23 protein-coding genes are annotated in these 19,906 nt (G+C 70.8%); 4 read left to right on the top strand and 19 right to left on the bottom strand.

Translation table 11 applies throughout. From position 1 onward, the window contains the following. Positions 1 to 85 precede the first annotated feature (85 nt). Genes EXE58_RS05280 through EXE58_RS05290 form a run of 3 tightly spaced genes read right to left on the bottom strand, consistent with a single transcriptional unit; the run spans position 86 to position 2,587 of the window. Positions 86 to 778: a class I SAM-dependent methyltransferase gene (locus tag EXE58_RS05280; protein WP_135266895.1), complete on the bottom strand. Its 693-nt coding sequence runs from the start codon at positions 776 to 778 to the stop codon at positions 86 to 88. Further along, the gene (locus EXE58_RS05285) at positions 775 to 1,014 is read right to left on the bottom strand and encodes a glutaredoxin family protein (RefSeq protein ID WP_135266896.1); all 240 of its coding nucleotides are present in this window, start codon (positions 1,012 to 1,014) and stop codon (positions 775 to 777) included. Before EXE58_RS05285 ends, EXE58_RS05280 begins: the two co-directional genes overlap by 4 nt. Positions 1,015 to 1,018: 4 nt before the next feature. Further along, positions 1,019 to 2,587, bottom strand: coding sequence for a class I adenylate-forming enzyme family protein (locus EXE58_RS05290; protein WP_135266897.1), 1,569 nt, complete (start codon positions 2,585 to 2,587; stop codon positions 1,019 to 1,021). Positions 2,588 to 2,665: 78 nt separating this feature from the next. On the opposite strand from EXE58_RS05290, the gene EXE58_RS05295 reads away from it, so the two are divergent. From EXE58_RS05295 to EXE58_RS05305, 3 genes are all read left to right on the top strand, one after another. Continuing rightward, positions 2,666 to 3,553, top strand: coding sequence for an HAD family hydrolase (locus EXE58_RS05295; RefSeq protein WP_208544136.1), 888 nt, complete (start codon positions 2,666 to 2,668; stop codon positions 3,551 to 3,553). A gap of 15 nt (positions 3,554 to 3,568) precedes the next feature. Then, complete coding sequence (locus EXE58_RS05300) at positions 3,569 to 4,303, top strand: sigma-70 family RNA polymerase sigma factor (RefSeq protein WP_135266898.1); 735 nt, start codon at positions 3,569 to 3,571, stop codon at positions 4,301 to 4,303. A gap of 88 nt (positions 4,304 to 4,391) precedes the next feature. Continuing rightward, positions 4,392 to 5,678, top strand: a complete 1,287-nt coding sequence (locus EXE58_RS05305; protein ID WP_135266899.1) for a DUF5667 domain-containing protein — start codon at positions 4,392 to 4,394, stop codon at positions 5,676 to 5,678. A 194-nt stretch (positions 5,679 to 5,872) separates the two neighbouring features. Here EXE58_RS05305 and EXE58_RS05310 read toward each other — a convergent pair whose 3' ends face one another. From EXE58_RS05310 to EXE58_RS05385, 16 genes are all read right to left on the bottom strand, one after another. After that, positions 5,873 to 7,102 (bottom strand): lysophospholipid acyltransferase family protein, encoded by a 1,230-nt coding sequence (locus tag EXE58_RS05310; protein ID WP_244242435.1) that lies wholly within the window; start codon positions 7,100 to 7,102, stop codon positions 5,873 to 5,875. Beyond that, entirely contained in the window at positions 7,095 to 8,105 is a 1,011-nt protein-coding gene (locus tag EXE58_RS05315) for an SDR family oxidoreductase (RefSeq protein WP_135266900.1), read from the bottom strand. Before EXE58_RS05315 ends, EXE58_RS05310 begins: the two co-directional genes overlap by 8 nt. A 15-nt stretch (positions 8,106 to 8,120) precedes the next feature. Continuing rightward, positions 8,121 to 8,222 (bottom strand): 30S ribosomal protein bS22, encoded by a 102-nt coding sequence (locus tag EXE58_RS05320; RefSeq protein ID WP_008356322.1) that lies wholly within the window; start codon positions 8,220 to 8,222, stop codon positions 8,121 to 8,123. Positions 8,223 to 8,365: 143 nt separating this feature from the next. After that, positions 8,366 to 8,572: a helix-turn-helix domain-containing protein gene (locus EXE58_RS05325; RefSeq protein WP_135266901.1), complete on the bottom strand. Its 207-nt coding sequence runs from the start codon at positions 8,570 to 8,572 to the stop codon at positions 8,366 to 8,368. A gap of 181 nt (positions 8,573 to 8,753) precedes the next feature. Continuing rightward, positions 8,754 to 9,935 (bottom strand): acetoin utilization protein AcuC, encoded by a 1,182-nt coding sequence (locus tag EXE58_RS05330; protein ID WP_135266902.1) that lies wholly within the window; start codon positions 9,933 to 9,935, stop codon positions 8,754 to 8,756. Positions 9,936 to 9,945: 10 nt separating this feature from the next. Further along, positions 9,946 to 10,605: a class F sortase gene (locus EXE58_RS05335; RefSeq protein WP_135266903.1), complete on the bottom strand. Its 660-nt coding sequence runs from the start codon at positions 10,603 to 10,605 to the stop codon at positions 9,946 to 9,948. 18 nt (positions 10,606 to 10,623) lie between these two features. Then, positions 10,624 to 11,658 carry a hypothetical protein gene (locus tag EXE58_RS19415; RefSeq protein ID WP_167288697.1) on the bottom strand — a complete coding sequence of 345 codons (1,035 nt, stop codon included), beginning with the start codon at positions 11,656 to 11,658 and terminating at the stop codon, positions 10,624 to 10,626. A 163-nt stretch (positions 11,659 to 11,821) separates the two neighbouring features. Beyond that, the gene (gene proC, locus EXE58_RS05345; RefSeq protein ID WP_135266904.1) at positions 11,822 to 12,637 is read right to left on the bottom strand and encodes a pyrroline-5-carboxylate reductase; all 816 of its coding nucleotides are present in this window, start codon (positions 12,635 to 12,637) and stop codon (positions 11,822 to 11,824) included. Between the two features lie 12 nt (positions 12,638 to 12,649). Continuing rightward, positions 12,650 to 13,600 carry a proline dehydrogenase family protein gene (locus EXE58_RS05350; protein WP_244242436.1) on the bottom strand — a complete coding sequence of 317 codons (951 nt, stop codon included), beginning with the start codon at positions 13,598 to 13,600 and terminating at the stop codon, positions 12,650 to 12,652. A 91-nt stretch (positions 13,601 to 13,691) separates the two neighbouring features. After that, positions 13,692 to 14,351, bottom strand: coding sequence for an HAD family hydrolase (locus EXE58_RS05355; RefSeq protein ID WP_208544137.1), 660 nt, complete (start codon positions 14,349 to 14,351; stop codon positions 13,692 to 13,694). Continuing rightward, positions 14,348 to 15,007 (bottom strand): nucleoside/nucleotide kinase family protein, encoded by a 660-nt coding sequence (locus tag EXE58_RS05360; RefSeq protein WP_135266905.1) that lies wholly within the window; start codon positions 15,005 to 15,007, stop codon positions 14,348 to 14,350. Before EXE58_RS05360 ends, EXE58_RS05355 begins: the two co-directional genes overlap by 4 nt. A 39-nt stretch (positions 15,008 to 15,046) precedes the next feature. Then, entirely contained in the window at positions 15,047 to 15,784 is a 738-nt protein-coding gene (locus EXE58_RS05365) for an ABC transporter permease (RefSeq protein WP_135266906.1), read from the bottom strand. Further along, on the bottom strand, positions 15,781 to 16,491 hold the full coding sequence (locus EXE58_RS05370) for an ABC transporter ATP-binding protein (protein ID WP_135266907.1): 711 nt from the start codon (positions 16,489 to 16,491) through the stop codon (positions 15,781 to 15,783). Before EXE58_RS05370 ends, EXE58_RS05365 begins: the two co-directional genes overlap by 4 nt. A 57-nt stretch (positions 16,492 to 16,548) precedes the next feature. Continuing rightward, positions 16,549 to 17,145 carry a TetR/AcrR family transcriptional regulator gene (locus EXE58_RS20290; protein ID WP_135266908.1) on the bottom strand — a complete coding sequence of 199 codons (597 nt, stop codon included), beginning with the start codon at positions 17,143 to 17,145 and terminating at the stop codon, positions 16,549 to 16,551. Further along, positions 17,142 to 17,930: a sugar phosphate isomerase/epimerase family protein gene (locus EXE58_RS05380; RefSeq protein WP_135266909.1), complete on the bottom strand. Its 789-nt coding sequence runs from the start codon at positions 17,928 to 17,930 to the stop codon at positions 17,142 to 17,144. Before EXE58_RS05380 ends, EXE58_RS20290 begins: the two co-directional genes overlap by 4 nt. Beyond that, a complete protein-coding gene (locus tag EXE58_RS05385; protein ID WP_135266910.1) occupies positions 17,927 to 18,871 on the bottom strand; it encodes a Ppx/GppA family phosphatase in 945 nt (314 codons plus the stop codon). The genes EXE58_RS05380 and EXE58_RS05385 overlap by 4 nt, the downstream gene beginning before the upstream one ends. Before the next feature lie 206 nt (positions 18,872 to 19,077). On the opposite strand from EXE58_RS05385, the gene EXE58_RS05390 reads away from it, so the two are divergent. Continuing rightward, positions 19,078 to 19,854, top strand: coding sequence for a DUF3109 family protein (locus EXE58_RS05390; RefSeq protein WP_135266911.1), 777 nt, complete (start codon positions 19,078 to 19,080; stop codon positions 19,852 to 19,854). Positions 19,855 to 19,906 lie beyond the last annotated feature (52 nt).

The following is a 19,906-nucleotide window of genomic DNA, read 5'->3' on the forward strand; positions in this document are numbered from 1 at the left end:
GTGAACGGGAGAACAAAACGAGTCCGGTCTGCGGCTAGCACATGTGAGAAGCAGCACCCCGCCGGGGGTTGCCTCGGCGAGCGCCCTAGGGGGTGCTGAGGCGCATCCACCCCTCCGCGATCGCGGTGGGCGCCATGCCGGCAGCCCGGATGGACCCGAGCAGGAAGTCTCGGTCGGTCACCCACTCGACCCGTTGGTGCTGGGCCTGCTGGACGACGTCGCCGCGTCGGTCCGTGAGGGTGTACTCGTCCACCACGGTCCGCTCGCCCCGACCGGAGTTCTCGGCCGTGGACCAGTGTGAGCAGGTGAAGTCGCCGATGCGTCGCTCCGCCACCAGCCGGCGGGGCTCGCTGGCGTCGGTCTCGGCGCCGAAGCAGTCGTCGATGATCGTGGAGCCGTCGTAGCCCATGCGCCGCGACAGCCTCATCAGCACGGCGCCCCGTGCGTCGGGCGGCGTGCGGCACAGCAGGTGGCGGGCGACCACCAAGTCGAACGTGCCGAGGAAGTCGACCTCGAAGATGCTCAACGGCAGGACCGAGACCCTGGCCTGCAGCTCCGGGGCGCCCGCGAGACGCCACGCGAGCGCGCTCCGGGCCGGGTCGTCGGGCTCGAGGGCCACCACGGTGGCCTGCGGGAAGGCCTCGGCGATGCGCAGGGTGCCGAGCCCGGGACCCGCACCCACCTCGAGCACCCGCGCAGGAGCCGGCCGCACGGCCTCGAGGGGGTACGTCGCCTCGTCCACGCCGAGGTAGGCCTCGGCCTCGCTGGGGGTGATCATCTGCGCAGCGCCTCCTTGAGTCTCGTCTCGTCCACGCGCCAGAAGTCGTGCTGCCTGCCGTCGACGAACGTCACCGGGATCTCCTCGCCGAAGCGGTCGATCAGGTCCTCGTCAGCGTCGATGTCGACCTCGACGAACGACTCCCCCGTCTCGGCGCACACGCGCTCGATCACGGTGCGGGCGTCGTCGCACAGGTGACAGCCCGGTCGCGAGTAGAGCGTGATCCTGGAGGTCATCGGCTCACTCGAGGAGCCCAAGGTGACGGCGCCGCTCCATGCCGCGCAGCCGGCCCTTCTGCACCTTGCCCGTCACCGTGACGGGCAGCTCGTCGACGACCTCGATGCGCGTGGGCCGCTTGAACCGCGCGAGCCGCGTGCTGATGTGCTCCTCGACGGCCTCGACTACTGCGGCGGGGTCGAGGGAGTCCGAGACGACGTAGGCCACCACCGCCTCGCCCGTCATCTCGTCCGGCACGCCGATCACCGCAGCCTCCTCGACCCCGTCGACCTCACGGAGGACGTCCTCGACCTCGGTGGGGTAGACGTTGAAGCCGCTGACGATGACCAGCTCCTTGACCCGGTCGACCAGGAACAGGTCGCCGCCGGCGTCGAGGAACCCGACGTCCCCCGTCGACCACCAGCCTTCCGCGTCGGGACCGTCGGCGCCGTCGGGCCAGTAGCCGCTGAAGAGGTTGTCGCCGCGGACCTGGATCCGGCCGGGGTCCTCGTCGGTGATGACCGCACCCGACTCGTCGACCAGCCTCAGCTCGACACCGGGAAGGGCCGCCCCGACCGACGCGAGCAGCTTGTCGTCCTCACTCGGCGCGGACCGGCTGCACAGCGTGCTGGTGACCACGGGTGAGGCCTCTGTCAGGCCGTAGCCCTGGTGGACCGGGATCCCGGTGATGTCGGTGAAGGAACGGATCACCTCGGCCGCCAGCGGGGCCGATCCCGAGAGCACCAGCCGCACGGGACCGAGGCGCTCCTTGAGGTGCTCGTCGGGGAGCCAGTGGGCGAAGACCGGCGGCGCCAGGGGGAGCACGCTGCACGCCTCGTCATCGATCAGGTCGAGCGCCGCCTGCGGGTCCCAGCGGTCGACCAGGAGCAGTCGGGCGCGGTGGCGGAGGACCCCTCCGAGGACCGCGTTGAGGCCGTAGACGTGGAAGAGGGGCAGTGCACCGAGAACGACGTCGTCGCCGTGCATCATCGGTGGCTCCACCGATGCGACCTGCTCGATGTTGGCCAGCAGGGCCCGATGGCTGAGCATGGCTGCGCGGGGACGCCCGGACGTGCCGCTGGTGTAGAGCAGCGCCGCGAGCTTCTCCCCGTCGGGCAGTGGCGGCACCGCCCGGGCGACGTCGGCCAGCAGCGCCTCGAAGGCCAGCTCGTCCCCCTGCGTCGGGCCGTCCACGACGGCGACCCTCGGGGCGTCCGCGCTCCCGAGGTCGGCGAGTGCGCGTCGTACGACATCCGCTGCCGCGGCGTCCACGACGACGAGCCGGCTCCCCGAGTCGGCGATCATGCGGGACAGCTCGTCGGACGTCGAGCGCGGATTGACCGGCACCGCGACGGCCTGGGCCCTCAGCACGCCGAGGTAGGTCGTGACGAACTCGATGCGATTCCCCAAGACGATCATGACCCGGTGACCGGCGAGCAGCCCGAGGGCTCCCAGGCCGGTGGAGATGCGCGCGACCTGGTCCTCGAGCTCGGCCCAGGTCAGGGCCCGGCCGCTGCTCTCGACCAGGGCCCGGCGCTCGGGAACATCGAGCGCGGCCTCGGTCACGAGCACGGAGATGTCGGTCCGCTCCATGTCGCGATCCTTCCACAGGCGCGCGCCGCGCACAGGCGAACCTGCCCACGCTCCCGCTCGCGCACTACCCTGAACCCCGTGACCCGTGCAGAGCGACCGAGACGGCTCAACCTGCAGCAGCGTTCGGCCCTCGCGGGGGAGGCGGCCGCGGCCGCCGCTGAGGTCGAGACGGCGCTGAGCCAGCCCGCCGACCCCACGGCCGGGGCGTTCTTCGACGTCGACAACACCGTGATGCAGGGCGCGAGCATCTTCCACCTGGCCCGCGGGCTCTACCGCCGCAAGTTCTTCACCACGCGGGACATCCTCGGCGCCGCGTGGAAGCAGGCCTACTTCCGGGTGATCGGGGTGGAGGACCCCGAGCACGTCGCCGAGGCCCGCAACTCGGCGCTCTCCTTCATCGCCGGGCAGCACGTCAGCGAGCTCGAGTCACTGGTCGAGGAGATCTTCGACGAGGGCATGGCCCACCGCATCTGGCCCGGCACCCGCGCGCTGGCCCAGATGCACCTCGACGAGGGGCAGCGGGTGTGGCTCGTCACCGCCGCGCCCATCGAGATCGCCAGCATCATCGCCCGCCGGCTCGGGCTCACCGGAGCGCTGGGCACCGTCGCCGAGCACGAGAACGGCGTCTACACCGGCCGCCTCGTCGGCGACCTCCTCCACGGCCCCGCCAAGGCGGAGGCCGTGCGCGCCCTCGCCGAGCGCGAAGGGCTCGACCTGGACCGCTGCTCCGCCTACTCGGACTCGAGCAACGACCTGCCGATGCTCTCCCTGGTGGGCGACCCCTGCGCGATCAACCCGGACTCCCGGCTGCGGTCCTACGCGAAGGCCCACGGGTGGCGCATCCGCGACTACCGGACCGGTCGCAAGGCGGCACGCGCGGGCCTGGTCGCGGCGGCCGTCGCCGGGGCCGCATCGGGCGCGGTCGCGGCCGGGGCAGGCATCAGGGGGCACTACCGCCATTCCTGACCTACTCTGGTAGCCATGGTGGGACGGACCAGGGTGGAGTGCGGGCTCGACGCGCTGCGCCGTGCCGTGGCGCAGGCCCTGGTCGGCCCCGACCTGGCCCTGATGACGGTCTCCTCCGGAGCCCCGGCGTCAGGATCTGGCCCCCGCGGCTCCTTCGGCGACCACGACCAGGCCGCGTCGTCGGAGGTCGACGCGGCCGAGCGCGAGCGACTCATCGCCCTGGTCGAGCTGGCGCGCGCCGGTGACAAGGAGGCCTTCGGGCTCCTCTACGACCACTACCAGCCGTCGGTCTACCGGTTCCTCTACTACCGCACCCGCTCGGCGACCCTGGCCGAGGACCTGACGTCGGACACCTTCTTCCGCGCGCTGCGCAGCATGGACAGCTTCAGGTGGCAGGGCCGTGACTTCGGGGCGTGGCTGATGACCATCGCACGCAACCTCACGACCGACCACTTCAAGGCAGGCCGCACCCGCCTGGAGATGACCACCGAGGACATGACGCCTCATGACGGCACCGAGGTGGGGCCCGAGGGCGCCGTCCTCGCCGGACTCACCAACGAGGTGCTGCTGCAGGCCCTCACCGAGCTGCCGACCGAGCAGCGCGACTGCCTGGTCATGCGGTTCCTCCAGGGCATGAGCATCGCCGAGACCGCCAAGGTGCTGCAGCGCAGCGACGGTGCCGTCAAGCAGCTGCAGCTGCGCGGGGTGCGCAACCTCGCCAAGCTGCTCCCCGAGGGGGTCCGCGACTGATGAGGGCCACTTGCCGCGTAACCCCACGAGGGGTCCGCTCGTTCCTCTTGGTGGGAGGACTCCACCCGCACCAGACAGGACGCTCGCGATGACACCCGCCTTCTCGGCCCGACGGCGCGCCGACGATTTCGAGGCACTCGTCTCGAGGAGCGACCACACTCCCCTGACCGAGCGCGACGCCCGCGACTTCGCGGCCCTCCTGGCCGTCGTCGAGGACCTCCGGGCCGTCCCCGAGGTCACCGCCAGGCCTGAGTTCGTCGGCGACCTGCGTGAGCAGCTGATGGCAGCCGCCGACACCGCGCTCGTCCCGGCCAGCGACCCCGCCCGGGATGCACGCGCGCCAACCCCGCTCCGGTCCCCCCGGCGCCAGCGCCGATTCTCGGTGCTGCTCGGCGGTGCCGCCCTGGTGGGCGCGACGGCCACGGTCGCCGTCGCCGCCCAGACCGCTCTGCCGGGCGAGTCGCTCTACCCGGTCAAGCGCGGCATCGAGTCTGCGCAGCTCCAGCTCGTCTCCGGTCCCGACCGCGGGCGCGCGCAGCTCGCCAACGCGGCCGACCGGCTCACCGAGCTCGAGGCCCTCTCGGCCGAGGACGACGACGCCCGTATGGCGACGTTGGCAGCCGACACGCTCGAGTCGTTCACCGATCAGGCGGACGAGGGCGGCGAGCTCTTGCTCCAGGCCTACGCCGAGACCGACGACCGCAACCTGGTCGAAGAGGTCCACGACTTCAACGTCTCGAGCATGAGTCGGCTGGGCGCGCTCGAGGAGGCGCTGCCCACCGACACCACCGATGCACTGTCCGCAGCCGCTGAGGTGCTCCTCGATCTCGACGTGCGGGCCGCCAACGCCTGCCCGGTGTGCAGTGGCGGACTCTCGCAGGTGTCGTCCACCGACGACCTCGGCCTCGGCGCCGTCCGCCCCACGAGGACCCTCCCGGGCACGACCGGAGTCGGTCAGGAGATCGACGGGATCGTGGTTCCTGAGCTCGTCGTACCTCCCGTCGAGGAGCCGACCGACGGTGAGGCCCCCACTCTCCCCCTGCCCCTGAGCCCGACGCCCTCCCCGACCGGCACCAAGACGCCCGGTGAGGTCCTGGCCGGGACCACGGGCAAGGTCGAGGAGACGCTCAAGGGCACCGAGGAGACGCTGAAGGGGACCGGCGAGACCATCACTGACGGCACCACCGGCGCGGTCGAGGAGCTCACCAACGGCGTCACCGGCTCGGTCGGTGGTGTCGGCGAGGTCACCGAGGGAACCATCAACGACGTCACCAGGTGGCTCGACTACCTCAACGGTGGAGGCCAGCCTTCAGGTGGCGGGCTCACCGAGGAGGTCCTGCCGGACACTTCCCTGCCGGACAGCCCGCTCCCCTGACTCGGGGTCGTCGTACCTCCCCGGCCGTCGTACCTCGGCTGCTACCGGCGCCGGCAGTTGTCCCCCGATGAAGTTCCACTCGTGCGAGTGGAAGTTCAGGCCTCCTGGCGCACCCTGAGCGTGGAGCTCCGATGAAATTCCACTCGTGCGAGTGGAAATGCAGGAGATGGATGGCAGGGCGGTAGCGCGAACCCTCAGCCGAAGACGCTCTCGCGCTGCCGCAGCAGGTCGTAGAGCGTGTGCTGGATGGTCTCGCGGACCTGGTCGGTGACGTTGAAGACCAGCATCGGGTCCTCGGCCTCCGCCGGGGTGTAGGCGTCGGTGCGGATCGGCTCTCCGAACTCCATGAGCCACTTCGAGGGGAGCGGGATCATCCCCAGGGGGCCGAGGAGCGGGAAGAACGGGGTGATCGGGAGGTAAGGGAGCCCGAGCAGTCGCGCGAGCGAGGGGACGTTGCCCACGAGCGGGTAGATCTCCTCGGCGCCGACGACGGACAGCGGCACGATCGGGACACCGGTCCGCAGCGCCGCCGACACGAACCCTCCCCGGCCGAACCGCTGCAGCTTGTAGCGCTCGCTGAAGGGCTTGCCGATCCCCTTGAACCCCTCGGGCCAGACTCCCACCAGCTCACCGCGGGAGAGCATGCGCTCGGCGTCCTCGGTGCACGCGAGGGTGGCGCCGCTCTTGCGGGCGAGTGAACTGACGAACGGGAGTCGGAACACCAGGTCGGCACCGAGAGGACGCAGGAAGCGGTCGGCCCGGTCGTGCACGGCGAGCATCGTCATCAGGCCGTCGACGGGAACCGTGCCCGAGTGGTTGGACACCACGAGTGCGCCACCCTCCGCGGGGATGTTCTCGATGCCACGGACCTCGACGCGGAACCACTTCTCCGAGATGGGTCGCAGTGCGGCCATGAGGAAGCGGTCGGTGAGCTCTCGGTCGAAGCCGTACTCGTCGACCACGTAGTCGCCCTCGAGCCGGCGACGCCAGAAGGCCATGAGCTCGGCCAGCTTGCGCTCCCAGTCCTCGCCGAAGACCTCCAGGCCGGCCCCATGCAGGGCGGCGAGCCACTCGGTGACCGGGATGTCCCCCAGCGGGTGACGGTCGTGCGCGGTCGTGGACGAGGCTGCGGCTGCCCGGGGTCGGCCCGGCGTGGGTCCCTGGGCCTCGGACCTCGCCGGCATCGGCTTCTTGGGTGTCGACTTGCGTGCCGGCCTCTTCTCCGCCTTGTTCGGCGCGGCCTTCTTCGCCGCTGCCTTCTTGGCTGAGTTCGGGGCAGCTGCTGCCTTCTTCGCGCCTGACGAGGCGGCAGGCTTCACTCGGTCGCCGGCGAGGTTGCGCGCGGCTGCGGAGGGGCGTGCTCGGCCGCTACCGCGGCCCGGGCGGCCACGGGTGCCGATCGGGATGACCTCGGCGTCAGACACTCTGGCCTCCTGAGGTTGCGGGCTGTGGGCTCGGCTCGGGTGCCGGCACCGGTCCAGCGCCCATCGACCTGCAGAAGTCGGCGAACGCGCTGGCGGTCGTGAACCTCGGCTCGAACCCGAGCTCGGTGCGCATCCGCGTCGTGTCCACACCACGTCCGTAGGTCAGGAAGCTGAGCTGCTCGGGCGAGAAGTCGGACACACGAGCCTGCCTCAACGTCGACCCGAGGCGGCCCACGGCGAAGGAGGGCAGGGACGTCGACGGACGACCGAGGCGGCGTACGGCCTGGCTCAACGTCAGCACCCCGTCGCCGGCCACGTTGAAGGTGCCGGCGGGGCCGTTCACGGCGGCGCGGCGCAACACCTCGAGGAGGTCGTCCTCGTGGAGGAACTGCAGGCGCGGGTCGTAGCCGAGGACCCTCGGGATCACCGGGAGACGGAAGTAGCTGGTGATCGGGCTGACCACGTGGGGGCCGATCACGTTCGCCGCCCGGATCGTGGTGACCTCGACGTCGGGGCGGCGGCGGGCGAACCCGCGCACGTAGGCCTCCACCTCGAAGACGTCCTTGGCATAGCCCGAGGACGGCACCCGCTTGGGGCCCATGTCCTCGGTGAACATCGCGGGATCGCGGGGACCCGCGCCGTAGACGGTGGTGGTGGACTTCACGACCAGGCGCTCGAGACCGGGAGCCTTCTGGCAGGCCGCCAGGAGCTGCATCGTCCCGATGACGTTGAGCTCCTTCATGGTGCCGCGACCACCGGCGGAGCCAGGGGTCGCGATGACGCTCATGTGGACGACGGTGTCGACGTCCTCCTTGGCGATGACCTTCGCGATCACGGGGTTGCGAATGTCTGCGCGGACGAACGAGACGTTGTCGATGTCGCCCCGCGGTGGGACGACGTCGACGCCGATCACCCTGTCGATGGACGGGTCGCCGGCCGCGGCGCGCGCGAAGCGCCGGCCGATGTCACGGGAGATCCCCGTCACGAGCACGACCCGTCCCATGCGAAGGGGGCCTGACTACTTGCCGAGCTTGCGGCGCTGGACGCGCGTCTTCTTGAGCAGCTTGCGGTGCTTCTTCTTCGCCATGCGCTTGCGGCGCTTCTTGATGACAGAACCCACGAAATGACCCTCTAGTTCGGTGGAGTACGTGCGGCACGCCCGGCCGGTGGCCGTGCGTGACGTGCCGAAGACTCCTCGACACGACTACGACAGCCTATCGGCCCGACGGGATCGCGTGGAATCGAGTCCGCGGGGGTCGAGAATCAGCCCGCGTTGTAGAAGCTGTTCCGGAGGTACTCGTTGACGTCGTCCTCGGTGACCCGGAAGGAGCGACCGACGCGCACGGCGGGGAGGTCACCACCGTGGACGAGGCGGTAGACGGTCATCTTGGAGACCCGCATCTTCGCTGCGACTTCCGCGATCGTCAGGAACTGGGAGTCGGAGACATCACCGGGGGTGTTCGCAGCCATGATCTTGCACCGATCCTTCTCGTGGCACGGCGCCGGCTTCCCCGCCGGCGTCACAGGCGCGCCACTTGTCGTGAGAATAGGGCTAGCGTGACCTGTGGGGAAGAGGAAAACTAGAGAAACTTGTGGGACTCGCGGCGTGTCGCGTTGAATTTTACTTGGGTCCCGTCGCGCTGGAGCGTGCTCAGGGGAGCGGATCGAGGCCGTGCAGCGGGAAGATCGCCATCCGGGTGGCGTGGATCGATCGGTCGAGCCACGTCTCCGGGTCGTAGCCCTCGCCCCAGTCGCGATAGGCAGGCGTGCGGCCGTCGGTCATCCGCTGGGGAGCCGTGCGACCGAGCAGCTCGGAGATGTGGGCCCGCCACCCCGGCGGGGTCGGGGTCGCCGGGTCGAGCGGCTGCCCCGACACGATCGCGAGCAGGTGGGTCCACGCCCGCGGCACCACCTCGACCACGGCGTAACCGCCTCCGCCGGTGGCGACCCAGCGTCCGTCCGACACCTCGTGGGCGAGCTCGTGCAGGGCGAGGTAGGCGGCCCGCTGGCCGTCGACGCTGAGCATCATGTGGGCCAGGGGGTCGTCCATGTGGGAGTCGCACCCGTGCTGGGTGACCAGCACCTCGGGCGCGAAGTCGCGCAGGAGAGGGGGCACGACGGCGTGGAAGGCGCGCAGCCAGCCGCCGTCGCCGGTGCCGGGCGGGAGGGCGACGTTGACCGCGAAGCCCTCGGCTCCCACCCCACCGTGGTCAGCCGGGAAGCCGGTGCCCGGGAAAAGCATCTGCCCGGTCTCGTGCAGGGAGATCGTGAGCACGCGTGGGTCGTCCCAGAAGATGCGTTCGACGCCGTCGCCGTGGTGGACGTCGACGTCGACGTAGGCGATGCGCTCGGCGCCGGCGTCGAGAAGCGACTGGATCCCCACCGCGATGTCGTTGTAGATGCAGAAGCCGCTGGCGCGGTCGCGCATGGCGTGGTGGAGGCCGCCGGAGACGTTCGCGCTGTGCAGGGACTCGCCGCTCCAGACCTGCCGGAACGCCTCGATGCTGGCACCCACGACGTGGGCGGAGGCCAGGTGCATGTCCTTGAAGACCGGGTCGTCGTCGGTCCCGAGGCCGCGCTCGAGGTCGACCCAGCCCGGTGTCGTACCGGCCTTGGTCACCGCGTCTATCAGGGCCTCGTCGTGGACCGTCGCGATCTGTTCGCGGGTGGCGACGGGGGCAGGCACGACGGTGAGCCCGTCGAGCACCCCCAGCTCCTCGGCCAGTCGCATCGTCAGGTCGACCCGCAGCGGCGACATCGGGTGGCTGGGCCCGAAGTCGTACTCCGTCAGGCTCTTGTCGAAGACGACCGATGCCGGTCCGGGGCACTCCATGACGGGGACGTTACTCCCGCGCCCGGCCGGGTTCGGGGAGGGCCGTCACCACGACGTTGCCGTGGTACTCGCCATGGGCGTAGTCGCCACAGGTGATCAGCACCAGCCGGGCCGTTCCCGTACGGCTGATGAGCCGCGTGGACACCTGGGCGAGCTCCTCCTTGTCGAGCGCCGCCACCTCGTCCACGCGGTAGGTGACCACACCGCGTTCGGTCGTGACCTCGACCCGGTCGCCCTCATGGAGAGCAGGGAGGTCGTCGAACACCCCGTCACCGAGCCGCACCGTGTGTCCGGCCAGCACGACGGCCCCACGCGGACTGCCGGGCTCCGCCCCGCCGTTCCACCAGCCGACCCGTCGTTGATCAGCGGGCGGCACCAGCAGCCCTCCCTCACCGAGCCCGATTCCTTCGACGGACGCGTCGACCCCGATCCCCGGGATGCTCACCCGCGCAGGCCTTCCCCGGGCTGGGTCGGGACCGCTCGGGACGTCTGCGGCGGCATCGGCACCGGTCGTCGTGACGGGGGCCGGGAGGGTCAACGAGTGGTCGATGGCCGGATCCGCAGGCTCGTCTGCCAGGCGGGGCGAGACCAGTGCGAGCCCGACGAGCAGGGCGACGCCGCCCGCAAGCATCCACTTGCGGGCGACGCCGACCATGTCCGGGAGGCGCACCGTTCCACCTCCACCCACTCATTCGCGGCGGGCGACGACGAGGACGGTCCCGGAGGAGACCAGCATCGCCAGCCCACCTCCCACCAGCGCCGCACCCAGGAGCTCCGCGTCGGTCCATCCGGCGTACCCGGCTGCGACCACCTGCGGCACCTGCGCGGGCTGCTGCGCCTTCTGGGGCTGTGGCGCCTTCAGGGGCGCGGACGCCTCGGCGGGCAGGACCTCGGGCTCATCGACCTCCTGTCCCTCCTCGACAGGCTGGGCAGTCGGCTGGTCCGTCGGCTCGGGTGTCGCGGTCGCCGTCGACGGCAGCACCTCGGGCGGCGCGGTCGTGGCCGGCGTCTCGGTCGGCGCTGCGGTGGTCGGCGGGTCCGTGGGAGTGGGGCACTCCACGGCCGGGTGCTGGACCTGCTTCGTCACGGCAGGCACCTCGGGCGTGCCCGGCACCAGCTCGCGGGTCTGCTTCTGCCACAGGTGGTCCACGTCGGTCACGGCGTCCTTGGCGGAACGCTTGTAGAACCAGTTGCCGCCCTTGCTGGGGTCGCCCTGCGCGTACACGCCGTCGGGCTCGTCCTCGTGACCTCCGGGCAGCGTCTTGTGCATGTTCCAGGTGCCCCGCTCATCGGTGTCGGTGTTCCACGTGCCGTCGTCGTTCTGCGTCGGGGCGACGGGAGGGCCGATGAACGTCCCCTGCTGGTTGTTGGGGGCGAAGTTGGCCCAGGCCTCCTCGACGGCCTCCTCGACGACCTCGACCTCGGTCTCGCCGACGTACACGTAGCGCACCGTGTCGGTGTCCTCGCCTGGCGCTTGCTTCTCCTCGGTGCGCACCTCGTCGCCCGCGCCGGCCCAAGCCGTCCACGAGTCGGAAGTCGCCGGCACTGCCTCCGAGACGACGACCGTCTCGGTCCAGGCCGCCGACGGCACGCAGACCGGATCGGCCTGTGCGGTGCCCTCGAAGGCGAGCACGAGTCCGCCGCTGAACATCGCCAGCAGTCCGGCGACCCCCCATGCCAGCGCGGTCCTCACCAAACGCCGTGCAGCTGTTGCCCCGGACATGACCCTCACCTCTCTGAGCTCAGCCCGAGACCCCTTTACATACTCTCAGTATGTGCCGCTGCAGAGTGGGATGAAAGGGTTTGAGACCCACGGAACGAGGTCTGAAGATCACAGCCAGAAGGGGCTTTTCGGCACTTGCGCCTAGCCCCGCCAGGGTGTGTGCTCAGGACCCTTCGGCGAGCTCGCGCGAACGGTTGCGCGCAGCCTCCATGGCGGCCAGGAAGGCGGCCCGGACCTTGTGGACCTCGAGCTCGCGCAGCGCCGACGCGGTGGTGCCGCCGGGGCTGGTCACCTGCTCTCGGAGCACGGTCGGATGGGTGCCGGTCTCGCGCAGCATCTTGGCCGAGCCCACGAGGGTCTGGACCACGAGCTCGGTCGCGGAGGCACGCGGAAGACCCAGGTGGACGCCTGCCTCGATCATCGACTCGACGACGAAGAAGATGTAGGCGGGACCTGATCCCGAGATGGCGGTGACGGCGTCCATCTGCTTCTCGGGAACTCGCAGCACCTTGCCGGTGGAGCCCATCAGGGCCTCGGCCTCGGCGAGGTGGGACTCGTCGCAGTGGGTCCCGGGCGAGATGGCGGCCATGCCCTCGTCGACCAGTGCAGGAGTGTTGGGCATCGCACGCACGACGGCCACACCCTCGGGAACCCTGGACTCGATGAAGTCGGTGGTGATGCCGGCTGCCACCGAGATGAGCAGCTGGCCCGGGCGCAGCTCCGGAGCGATCTCGGCGAGGAGGTCCGCCATGTCCTGGGGCTTGATGACCAGGGCCACCGTGTCGGCCCTGGCGGTCGCCTCGCGGTTGCTGACGACCGAGACGCCGTACCGCTCCTCGAGCTCCTTGGCGCGCTCGGCGTGCCTCTCCCCGATGAGCAGGGTGTCGACGCGGCGACCGGCGCGCACGAGCCCGGAGAGGAGCGTCTCGCCCATCACGCCAGCGCCGATGATGGCGGTCTGGCCCCCGCTCTCGGTCATGTGCGCCCCTAGCTACTTCTTGGAGATCAGCGAGCGCAGGAAGAATGTCAGGTTCTGCGGCTTCTCGGCCAGACGTCTCATGAGGTAGCCGTACCACTCGGTGCCGTAGGGGATGTAGACACGCATCGTCTCCCCCGCGGCCGCGAGCCGCCGCTGCTCCTCGGGTCGGATGCCGTAGAGCATCTGGAACTCGTAGGTGCCGGGGCTGCGACCGTGACGGCTGGCCAGCGACGAGGCGATCTGGACCATCCGCGGGTCGTGGGTGGCGATCATGGGGTAGCCCTGCCCGGCCATGAGGACCTTCAGGCAGCGCACGTAGGACTTGTCGATGTCGGTCTTGTCGGTGAAGGCGACATCCTCGGGCTCGAGGTAGGCGCCCTTGCACAGGCGCACCCGCGAGCCCTCGTGGGCCAGCGCCCGGCAGTCTGCCTCGGTGCGGTGGAGCATCGCCTGGAGCACGGCGCCCGTCTCGGGGAAGTCCTTGCGGAGCTCGCGCAGGATCGAGAGCGTCGAGTCGGTCGTCGTGTGGTCCTCCATGTCGAGGGTCACGGTGGTGCCGGCGTTGCGGGCGGCCCGGCAGATGTCGCGGGCGTTCTCGAGGGCGATCTTGTGGCCTCCGCCGAAGCCTGCGCTCTCGGGCAGGAACTGGCCGATCGCGCTGAGCTTGACCGACACCTCGGCCTTGGCGGCAAGGCCCTGGGCAGCGAGCTCGGCCAGCAGCTCCTTGTAGGCCGCGACCGTCGCGTCGGCCTGCGCCGCGTCGGTGGTGTCCTCGCCGAGGTAGTCGAGCGTCACGTAGAGACCGTCCTCCTGGAGCTCGGAGGTGGCCCTCACCGCATCGGCAGTGGTCTCGCCCGGGACGTGGTTGGCGACGATGCCGGAGGACACGGGCATGGCGGACACGAGGCTCTTGACGCGCTGGCTGCGGGCGAGCATGAGGATCGGCTGGCGGAGCAGTGGCATGCCGCACAGGTTACGCGGGGCGCTGTGGCGCCCGTCACGCGGCGGCGCCCCCTACCCGCCGAGTCGGCGCAACCTTGCCGCCGAGTCGGCTCTAACCATCTGCCGAGTCGGCGCCAAGTGCGCCCAGCAGTGCGGCCATCTCGCGAATCACCTCGTCGGCGCCGTCTAGCAACACCTCCGGAGTACGTCCCGCGTAGCCGATCACGCGCATGCCTGCCGCCTTGGCGGCACGCACACCGACAGGGCTGTCCTCGACCACGACGCAGCTGCTGGGCTCGATCCCGAGGGTGGCGGCGGCATGGAGGAACACGTCCGGGGCCGGCTTGGGTCGGGCGACGTCGTGCGCACTGAACACCCGGCCCTCGAACGTCGGCCACAGCCCGGTGAGGCCGAGCGAGTGGCGTATCGCCTGGTGGCTGCCGGACGAAGCCACACAGGTCAGCACGCCGCGCTCGTGGATGGCGGCGACCGCTTCGACGACCCCCGGCACGGCCCGGAGGTCGCTCGCGCAGGCAGCACGGTAGGCCGACCTCCGCTCGTCCGCCCAGCCGTCCGGGACCGGTGTCCCGAGACGATCCTCGATCGCCGCGACGACCTGGACGCTCTTGCGACCAAGGAAGTGCTCGTGCACCTCCTCCAAGGTGATGGGCCAGCCCAGACGGGGGACCATGTCGAGGTCGACCCGCTGCATGATCACCTCGGTGTCGACAAGCACGCCGTCGCAGTCGAAGACCACCAGGCTGGCCGTCACGGCAGCCGCACCATGACGGGCGCCCGCGGGTCGGAGTTGTCGACGACCATCGAGGCCCGCTCACGGGGCTGGCGTTCGGCGAGATAGATCCGACAGGCAGCCATGTAGCGGGCGTCGTACGCGGCGCGGGCCGACTCGCGGCCGCCAAGCGCGTCGGCATCCCGGTCGACACCGCGTTCGACGGCGGCCTCCTCGTCGGAGTGCAGGTAGATGACCAGGTCCCAGAGGCCCTCGAGCCGAGGTTGCTGCAGAAAGGTCGCGTCGAAGAGGACGACCGCGTCCGGAGGCGCTGTCGCGGTGTCGTCGGTGATGACCGCGTCGGTGACGAGGTCGTGCACTCTCCTGGCATAGCGACGCGACCCGCCGGGTCCCAAGGGCCGCAGGACCAGCTCGGCCAGGGCGTCGAAGTCGTAGGCGTCCTCGTAGTAGCCGCGCGCCTGGTCCACGGTGTTGCGGCGCCTCCTGTCACGTACGTGGTGGAAGCCATCGGAGTCGACGTGGATGGCGGGCCGTCCCGATGACTCGACCTCCTTGACCAGGGCGCGCGTGAACGTCGACTTCCCCGCCCCGCAGATCCCGTCCACACCGACGCGCAACGGAGCCCCCGTCTGCTCGCGGACTAGTGCCTCTGCGACCACGCGCACCAGGTTCGTCACGCCAACAAGTCAACCAGCCACGCGCAGGGGATCGCACGGTCAGGGAGTACGACGACGCAGTGTCGCGGCGCCCAGCGCGAGTGCCACGGCGGCGAAGACGACGACGACCCCGAGGTCGCGCCAGACCTCTGAGGAGTCGGCGCCGGCCACCAGCCCCTGCATGGCGTCGACCGCGTAGGAGAGCGGCAGCACCGAGCTGATCGCCTCGAGAACATCGGGCATGGAGCTCCTGGGGACGAAGAGGCCGCACAGGAGCACCTGCGGCAGCACGAACAGCGGCATGAACTGCACGGCCTGGAACTCCGTGGTCGCGAAGGCGCTGACGAAGAGCCCCAGCGCGGCGCCGAGCACGGCGTCGAGGATGGCGACCACGCCGAGGAGCCAGACCGACCCCGCCACGTCGAGGCCCAGGAGGCCGACGCTCACCCCGACGGCCAGCGCCGACTGGACCGCGGCCAGCAGGCCGAAGGCGAGGGCGTAGCCCAGGAGGAAGTCGACCTTGCCCATCGGCATGGCGAGCAGTCGCTCGAGGGTCCCGCTCGAGCGCTCCCGCAGCGTCGTGACGCTGGTGACCACGAACATCACGATGAACGGGAACATCGACAGCAGGCCCGGCCCGAACCTGTCGAACAGGTCGCCCGGCAGCTCCCCGAACATCCACCAGAGCAGGCTCATCAGCACGCAGGGCACCACCAGCAGCATCGCGAGGGTGCGGTGATCGCGACGGACCTGGGTGAGGACGCGGCCGGTGACGGCGAGCGTGGTCCGCGCGTTCATGCCGACTCCTCGACGATCGCCAGGAACGCCTGCTCGATGTCGGCGGCGGCCGTGCGCCGGCGGATCTCGTCGGGCGCGCCGTCGGCGATGATCCGGCCCTCGCGCATGAGGAGCAGCCGGTCGCAGCGGTCGGCCTCGTCCATCACGTGGCTCGACACGAGCACGGCGGTGCCGTCGTCGGCGAGGCGGTGGAAGAGCGCCCACAGGTCGCGCCGCAGCACCGGGTCCAACCCGACGGTCGGCTCGTCCAGGACGAGGAGGTCGGGCTCGCCGAGCAGCGCCACCGCAAGGCTCGCCCGCGAGCGCTGGCCGCCGGAGAGGTTGCCGACGACTGCGTCGCGGTGGTCTCCGAGGTCGACCGCGTCGATGACGTCGTCCACGCCGCGGCCGGGGGTGCCGAGCACGCGCGCGAAGAACTTCAGGTTCTCGACGACCGAGAGGTCGTCGTACACGCTCGCCGCCTGGGTGACGTAGCCGATGCGATCGCGCAGCCCCCGGCTGCCGGCCGGCTCGCCGCCGACGGTGACCGATCCCGACCTCACCTGCTGCACTCCGACGATGGCGCGCAGCAGCGTCGACTTGCCGCACCCGCTCGGGCCCAGCAGGCCGGTGACTCCTGCTCCCACGTCGAGGGAGATACCGGGCAGCACCTCCCGTCCCCCGCGCACTACCACGAGGTCCCGTACCTCGATCTGGTTATTCATCATGTGTTGAATTGTGCTCGCGCAGGACCTTCCCGTCAAGACGTCCGAGGGGTCCGGCGATCAGTCGAGGTCGCCGGTCAGGTAGTGCTGCAGCACCGGGCCCATCTGGGCGACCAGGTCGTCGGCGGGGATCGCCACCATGGCGGGGACGCGCAGCACGTAGCGCGTGAGGATCAACCCGAGCACCTGGCTGGCGACCAGCGGGACGCGTACGTCGGCCCGGTCGCGGACCAGGCTGCCCAGGACCGGGCCGACCACCACCGGGATGAATCCCTGGGACACCAGGCGACCACCGTCCGGTCCGATCGCCGACCTCGCCACCGCCAGCAGCGGCGCCTGCATCTCCGGGTCCTCCCAGACCGACAGGAACGCCCGAAGCAGCCGTTCGCCGGCACCGTCCGGTCCCTGTGCCACCACCGGGGCGAGCACCTCGCGCGGGTCGACCGGCAGGGCCAGGGCCGCCAGGAAGAGGTCGTCCTTGCTGCCGAAGTAGTGGTGGACGAGGGCCGGGTCGACACCGGCCGCCGCGGCGACCGCGCGGATCGTCGTACCGGCGAAGCCCTTCGCGGCGAAGGAGTCACGCGCCGCCGCCAGCACCTCGGCGCGCGTGTCGGGGGCACCCGGTCGGCGCCCGCGCGAGGGGCGAGCCTGGCTCACGGCGTCACTGCGCCGAGGTGCTCGCGCGCGAACTCAAGCGACTCGCGCAGGTCGGTCTCACGCTCCGCGCGGGTGCTGCAGCGACGGGTGTTGATCTCGAGCACCACGTGCCCGGAGAACTCGATGTCGGCGAGGTGCCTGAGGAACCGCTCGGCGCGCATCACCCCGCGCCCCGGGACGAGGTGCTCGTCCTTGGCGGACCCCGACCCGTCGGTCAGGTGGATGTGGCGCAGGCTGCTGCCCATCCGGTCGGCCATCGCCACGACGTCGCTGCGCGCGATCGCCGCATGGGAGAGGTCGATGGTGGTGTTGGCATAGCTCTCGGTGGAGGGGTCCCAGCCGGGGAGGTACATCTCCATGCCGCGCCGCGACGACGCCCGCCAGGGGTACATGTTCTCGACCGCGAACGCGATCCCGGTCGAGGCCTCCAGCGCCGCGATGCCATCGACGAAGCCGGCGGCGTACTCCTTCTGCCACCTGAACGGCGGGTGCACGACGACCACGTCGGCGCCGACCTCCTGGGCCATCTCCGCCGAGCGCTCGAGCTTGCCCCAGGGGTCAGTGCCCCACACCCGTTGGGTGAACAGCAGGCAGGGCGCGTGGACCGCGCAGATCGGCATCTCGTGGTGGTCGCTGAGCTGCTTGACGGCACTGACCTGCTGGCTGAGGGCGTCGATGCCGACCATCACCTCGACGGCGTCGTAGCCCACGCTCGCCGCCCACCCGAAGGCGTGCGCGGTCGACTCGGGGTAGACGGAGGCGGTGGAGAGCCCGATCAGGGTCACTGGTCACCACCCAGGACGGAGATGTGGTCGAGCCGCTCGAGGATCACGCCCTCGCGAAGTGCCCACGGGCAGACCTCGAGCACCTCGAGGTCGAAGATGTCCATGCACGCCTCGGCGACCAGGGCCCCGGGGAGGATCTGGTGGGCGCGGCTGGGGGAGACGCCGGGCAGGCCGGCCAGCTCGTCGGTCGAGAGTGCGCTGAGCTTGGGGATCCACTCCGCGAGGGCCTGGCGCTCCAGCACCCGGCGGACGAGCGGTCCCTCACCGCTGGGGGCCGCGCCGCAGATGCGGGCCAGGGAGCGGAACGTCTTGGAGGTCGCGGCGGCACGGTCGGGACGGCCGGCGCGCAGCAGGCTGCCGGCGTCGCGCGCGATCTCGGCGCGGATCTCCTTGCGGAGGTGACGGATCGCGTCGTCGTCGACCGACCGCCCACCGAAGAAGCGGCGCGACAGGCGACCTGCCCCCAACGGCAGGGACCAGGCGACGTCGGGAGCCTCGTCGGCGCCCGATGCGATCTCCAGCGACCCCCCGCCGATGTCGAAGACGGCGAGTCGACCGGCCGACCAGCCGAACCAGCGACGCACGGCGAGGAACGTCAGCCGTGCCTCGTCCTCGCCGGAGAGGACGGCGAGGTCGACGCCGGTGTGGCGCTCGACGTGGGCGAGCACGTCGTCGGAGTTGACCGCGTCGCGCACGGCGGACGTGGCGAAGCCGAGCATGTCCTCGCAGCCCTTGTCATCGGCGACACGGACAGCCGAGGCGCAGAACTCGGTCAGCGCGTCGACACCTGCCTGGTTGACCGCACCCGACTCGTCGAGGTGCTCGGCCAGCCGCAAGGGCTCCTTGTGCGAGAACGCCGGCAGCGGCGCCGCCCCGCCATGGGCGTCCACCACCAGCAGGTGGCCGGTGTTGGAACCGATGTCGAGGACGCCCAGGCGCATGCGCCCCAAACTACTAGCGGTGTCAGCGAATCCCGCCGTGGAGCACGGCGATCTCACCGTGCCGTCCCTCACGGTGGCGGCACACGACACCGATCCGCCGACTTCTCGTGTCGTGTGCCGCCAGGGTCCGGGCGCGGATGTCGTGTGCCGCCAGGGTCATCACGCCCGACACCCAGGTGCCGGGCTCAGCCGCGTAGGCTTCTGTGGTGCCCGAAGTCGACCTGGTCTTCCCCCGCGCCTGGGTCGAGTTCCCCGACCCGGCCGACGCCTCCCAGGTCTTCCGGTGCGACCTGACCTGGCTGACGTCGAGCTACACGTGCATCTTCGGGCAGGGGTGCCCGGGCATCTACGCCGACTCCCCCGACGTCGGCTGCTGCACCCTCGGGGCCCACTTCGCCGACGCCGACGACGAGCGGCGAGTGGCGTCGTACGTCAAGCAGCTCACCCCCGACGACTGGCAGTTCCACCCCGGGCGCGCCGTCAGGAAGGGCGACTGGATCGAGACCGACGATGACGGCGAGCGCAAGACCCTCGCCCACGAGTACGCCGGCCAGTCGGCGTGCGTCTTCCACAACCGTGCCGACTTCGCACCGAGCGCCGGCCCCGGCGGCTCCGGCTGCGCTCTGCACGGGCTCGCGCTCAAGCAGGGCCGCAACCCGCTCGAGACCAAGCCCGACGTGTGCTGGCAGCTGCCGATCCGCAGGCAGTTCCGCGAGGTCGAGCTCACCGACGGCGAGGCCTACACCGAGGTCTCCATCGGCGAGTACGACCGGCGCGGCTGGGGCCCCGGCGGCCATGACCTCGACTGGTACTGCTCGGGCAACACCGAGGCACACGTCGCGATGGAGCCGGTCTACCTCACGCACCGCGCCGAGCTCACCGAGCTCATGGGTGTCTCGGGGTACGACGCCCTGGTCGGCCACTGCGAGGCGCACGTGCGGTCGCGGTCGGCCCTGGCGCTCCATCCGGCCGACCCGCGCTGACTCTCGACGTCAAGAGATCGGACCCCGGTGTCACGGGTGGGACGGCCACCGG

The sequence above is a fragment of the Nocardioides seonyuensis genome (genome assembly GCF_004683965.1).
GTDB lineage: Bacteria > Actinomycetota > Actinomycetes > Propionibacteriales > Nocardioidaceae > Nocardioides > Nocardioides seonyuensis.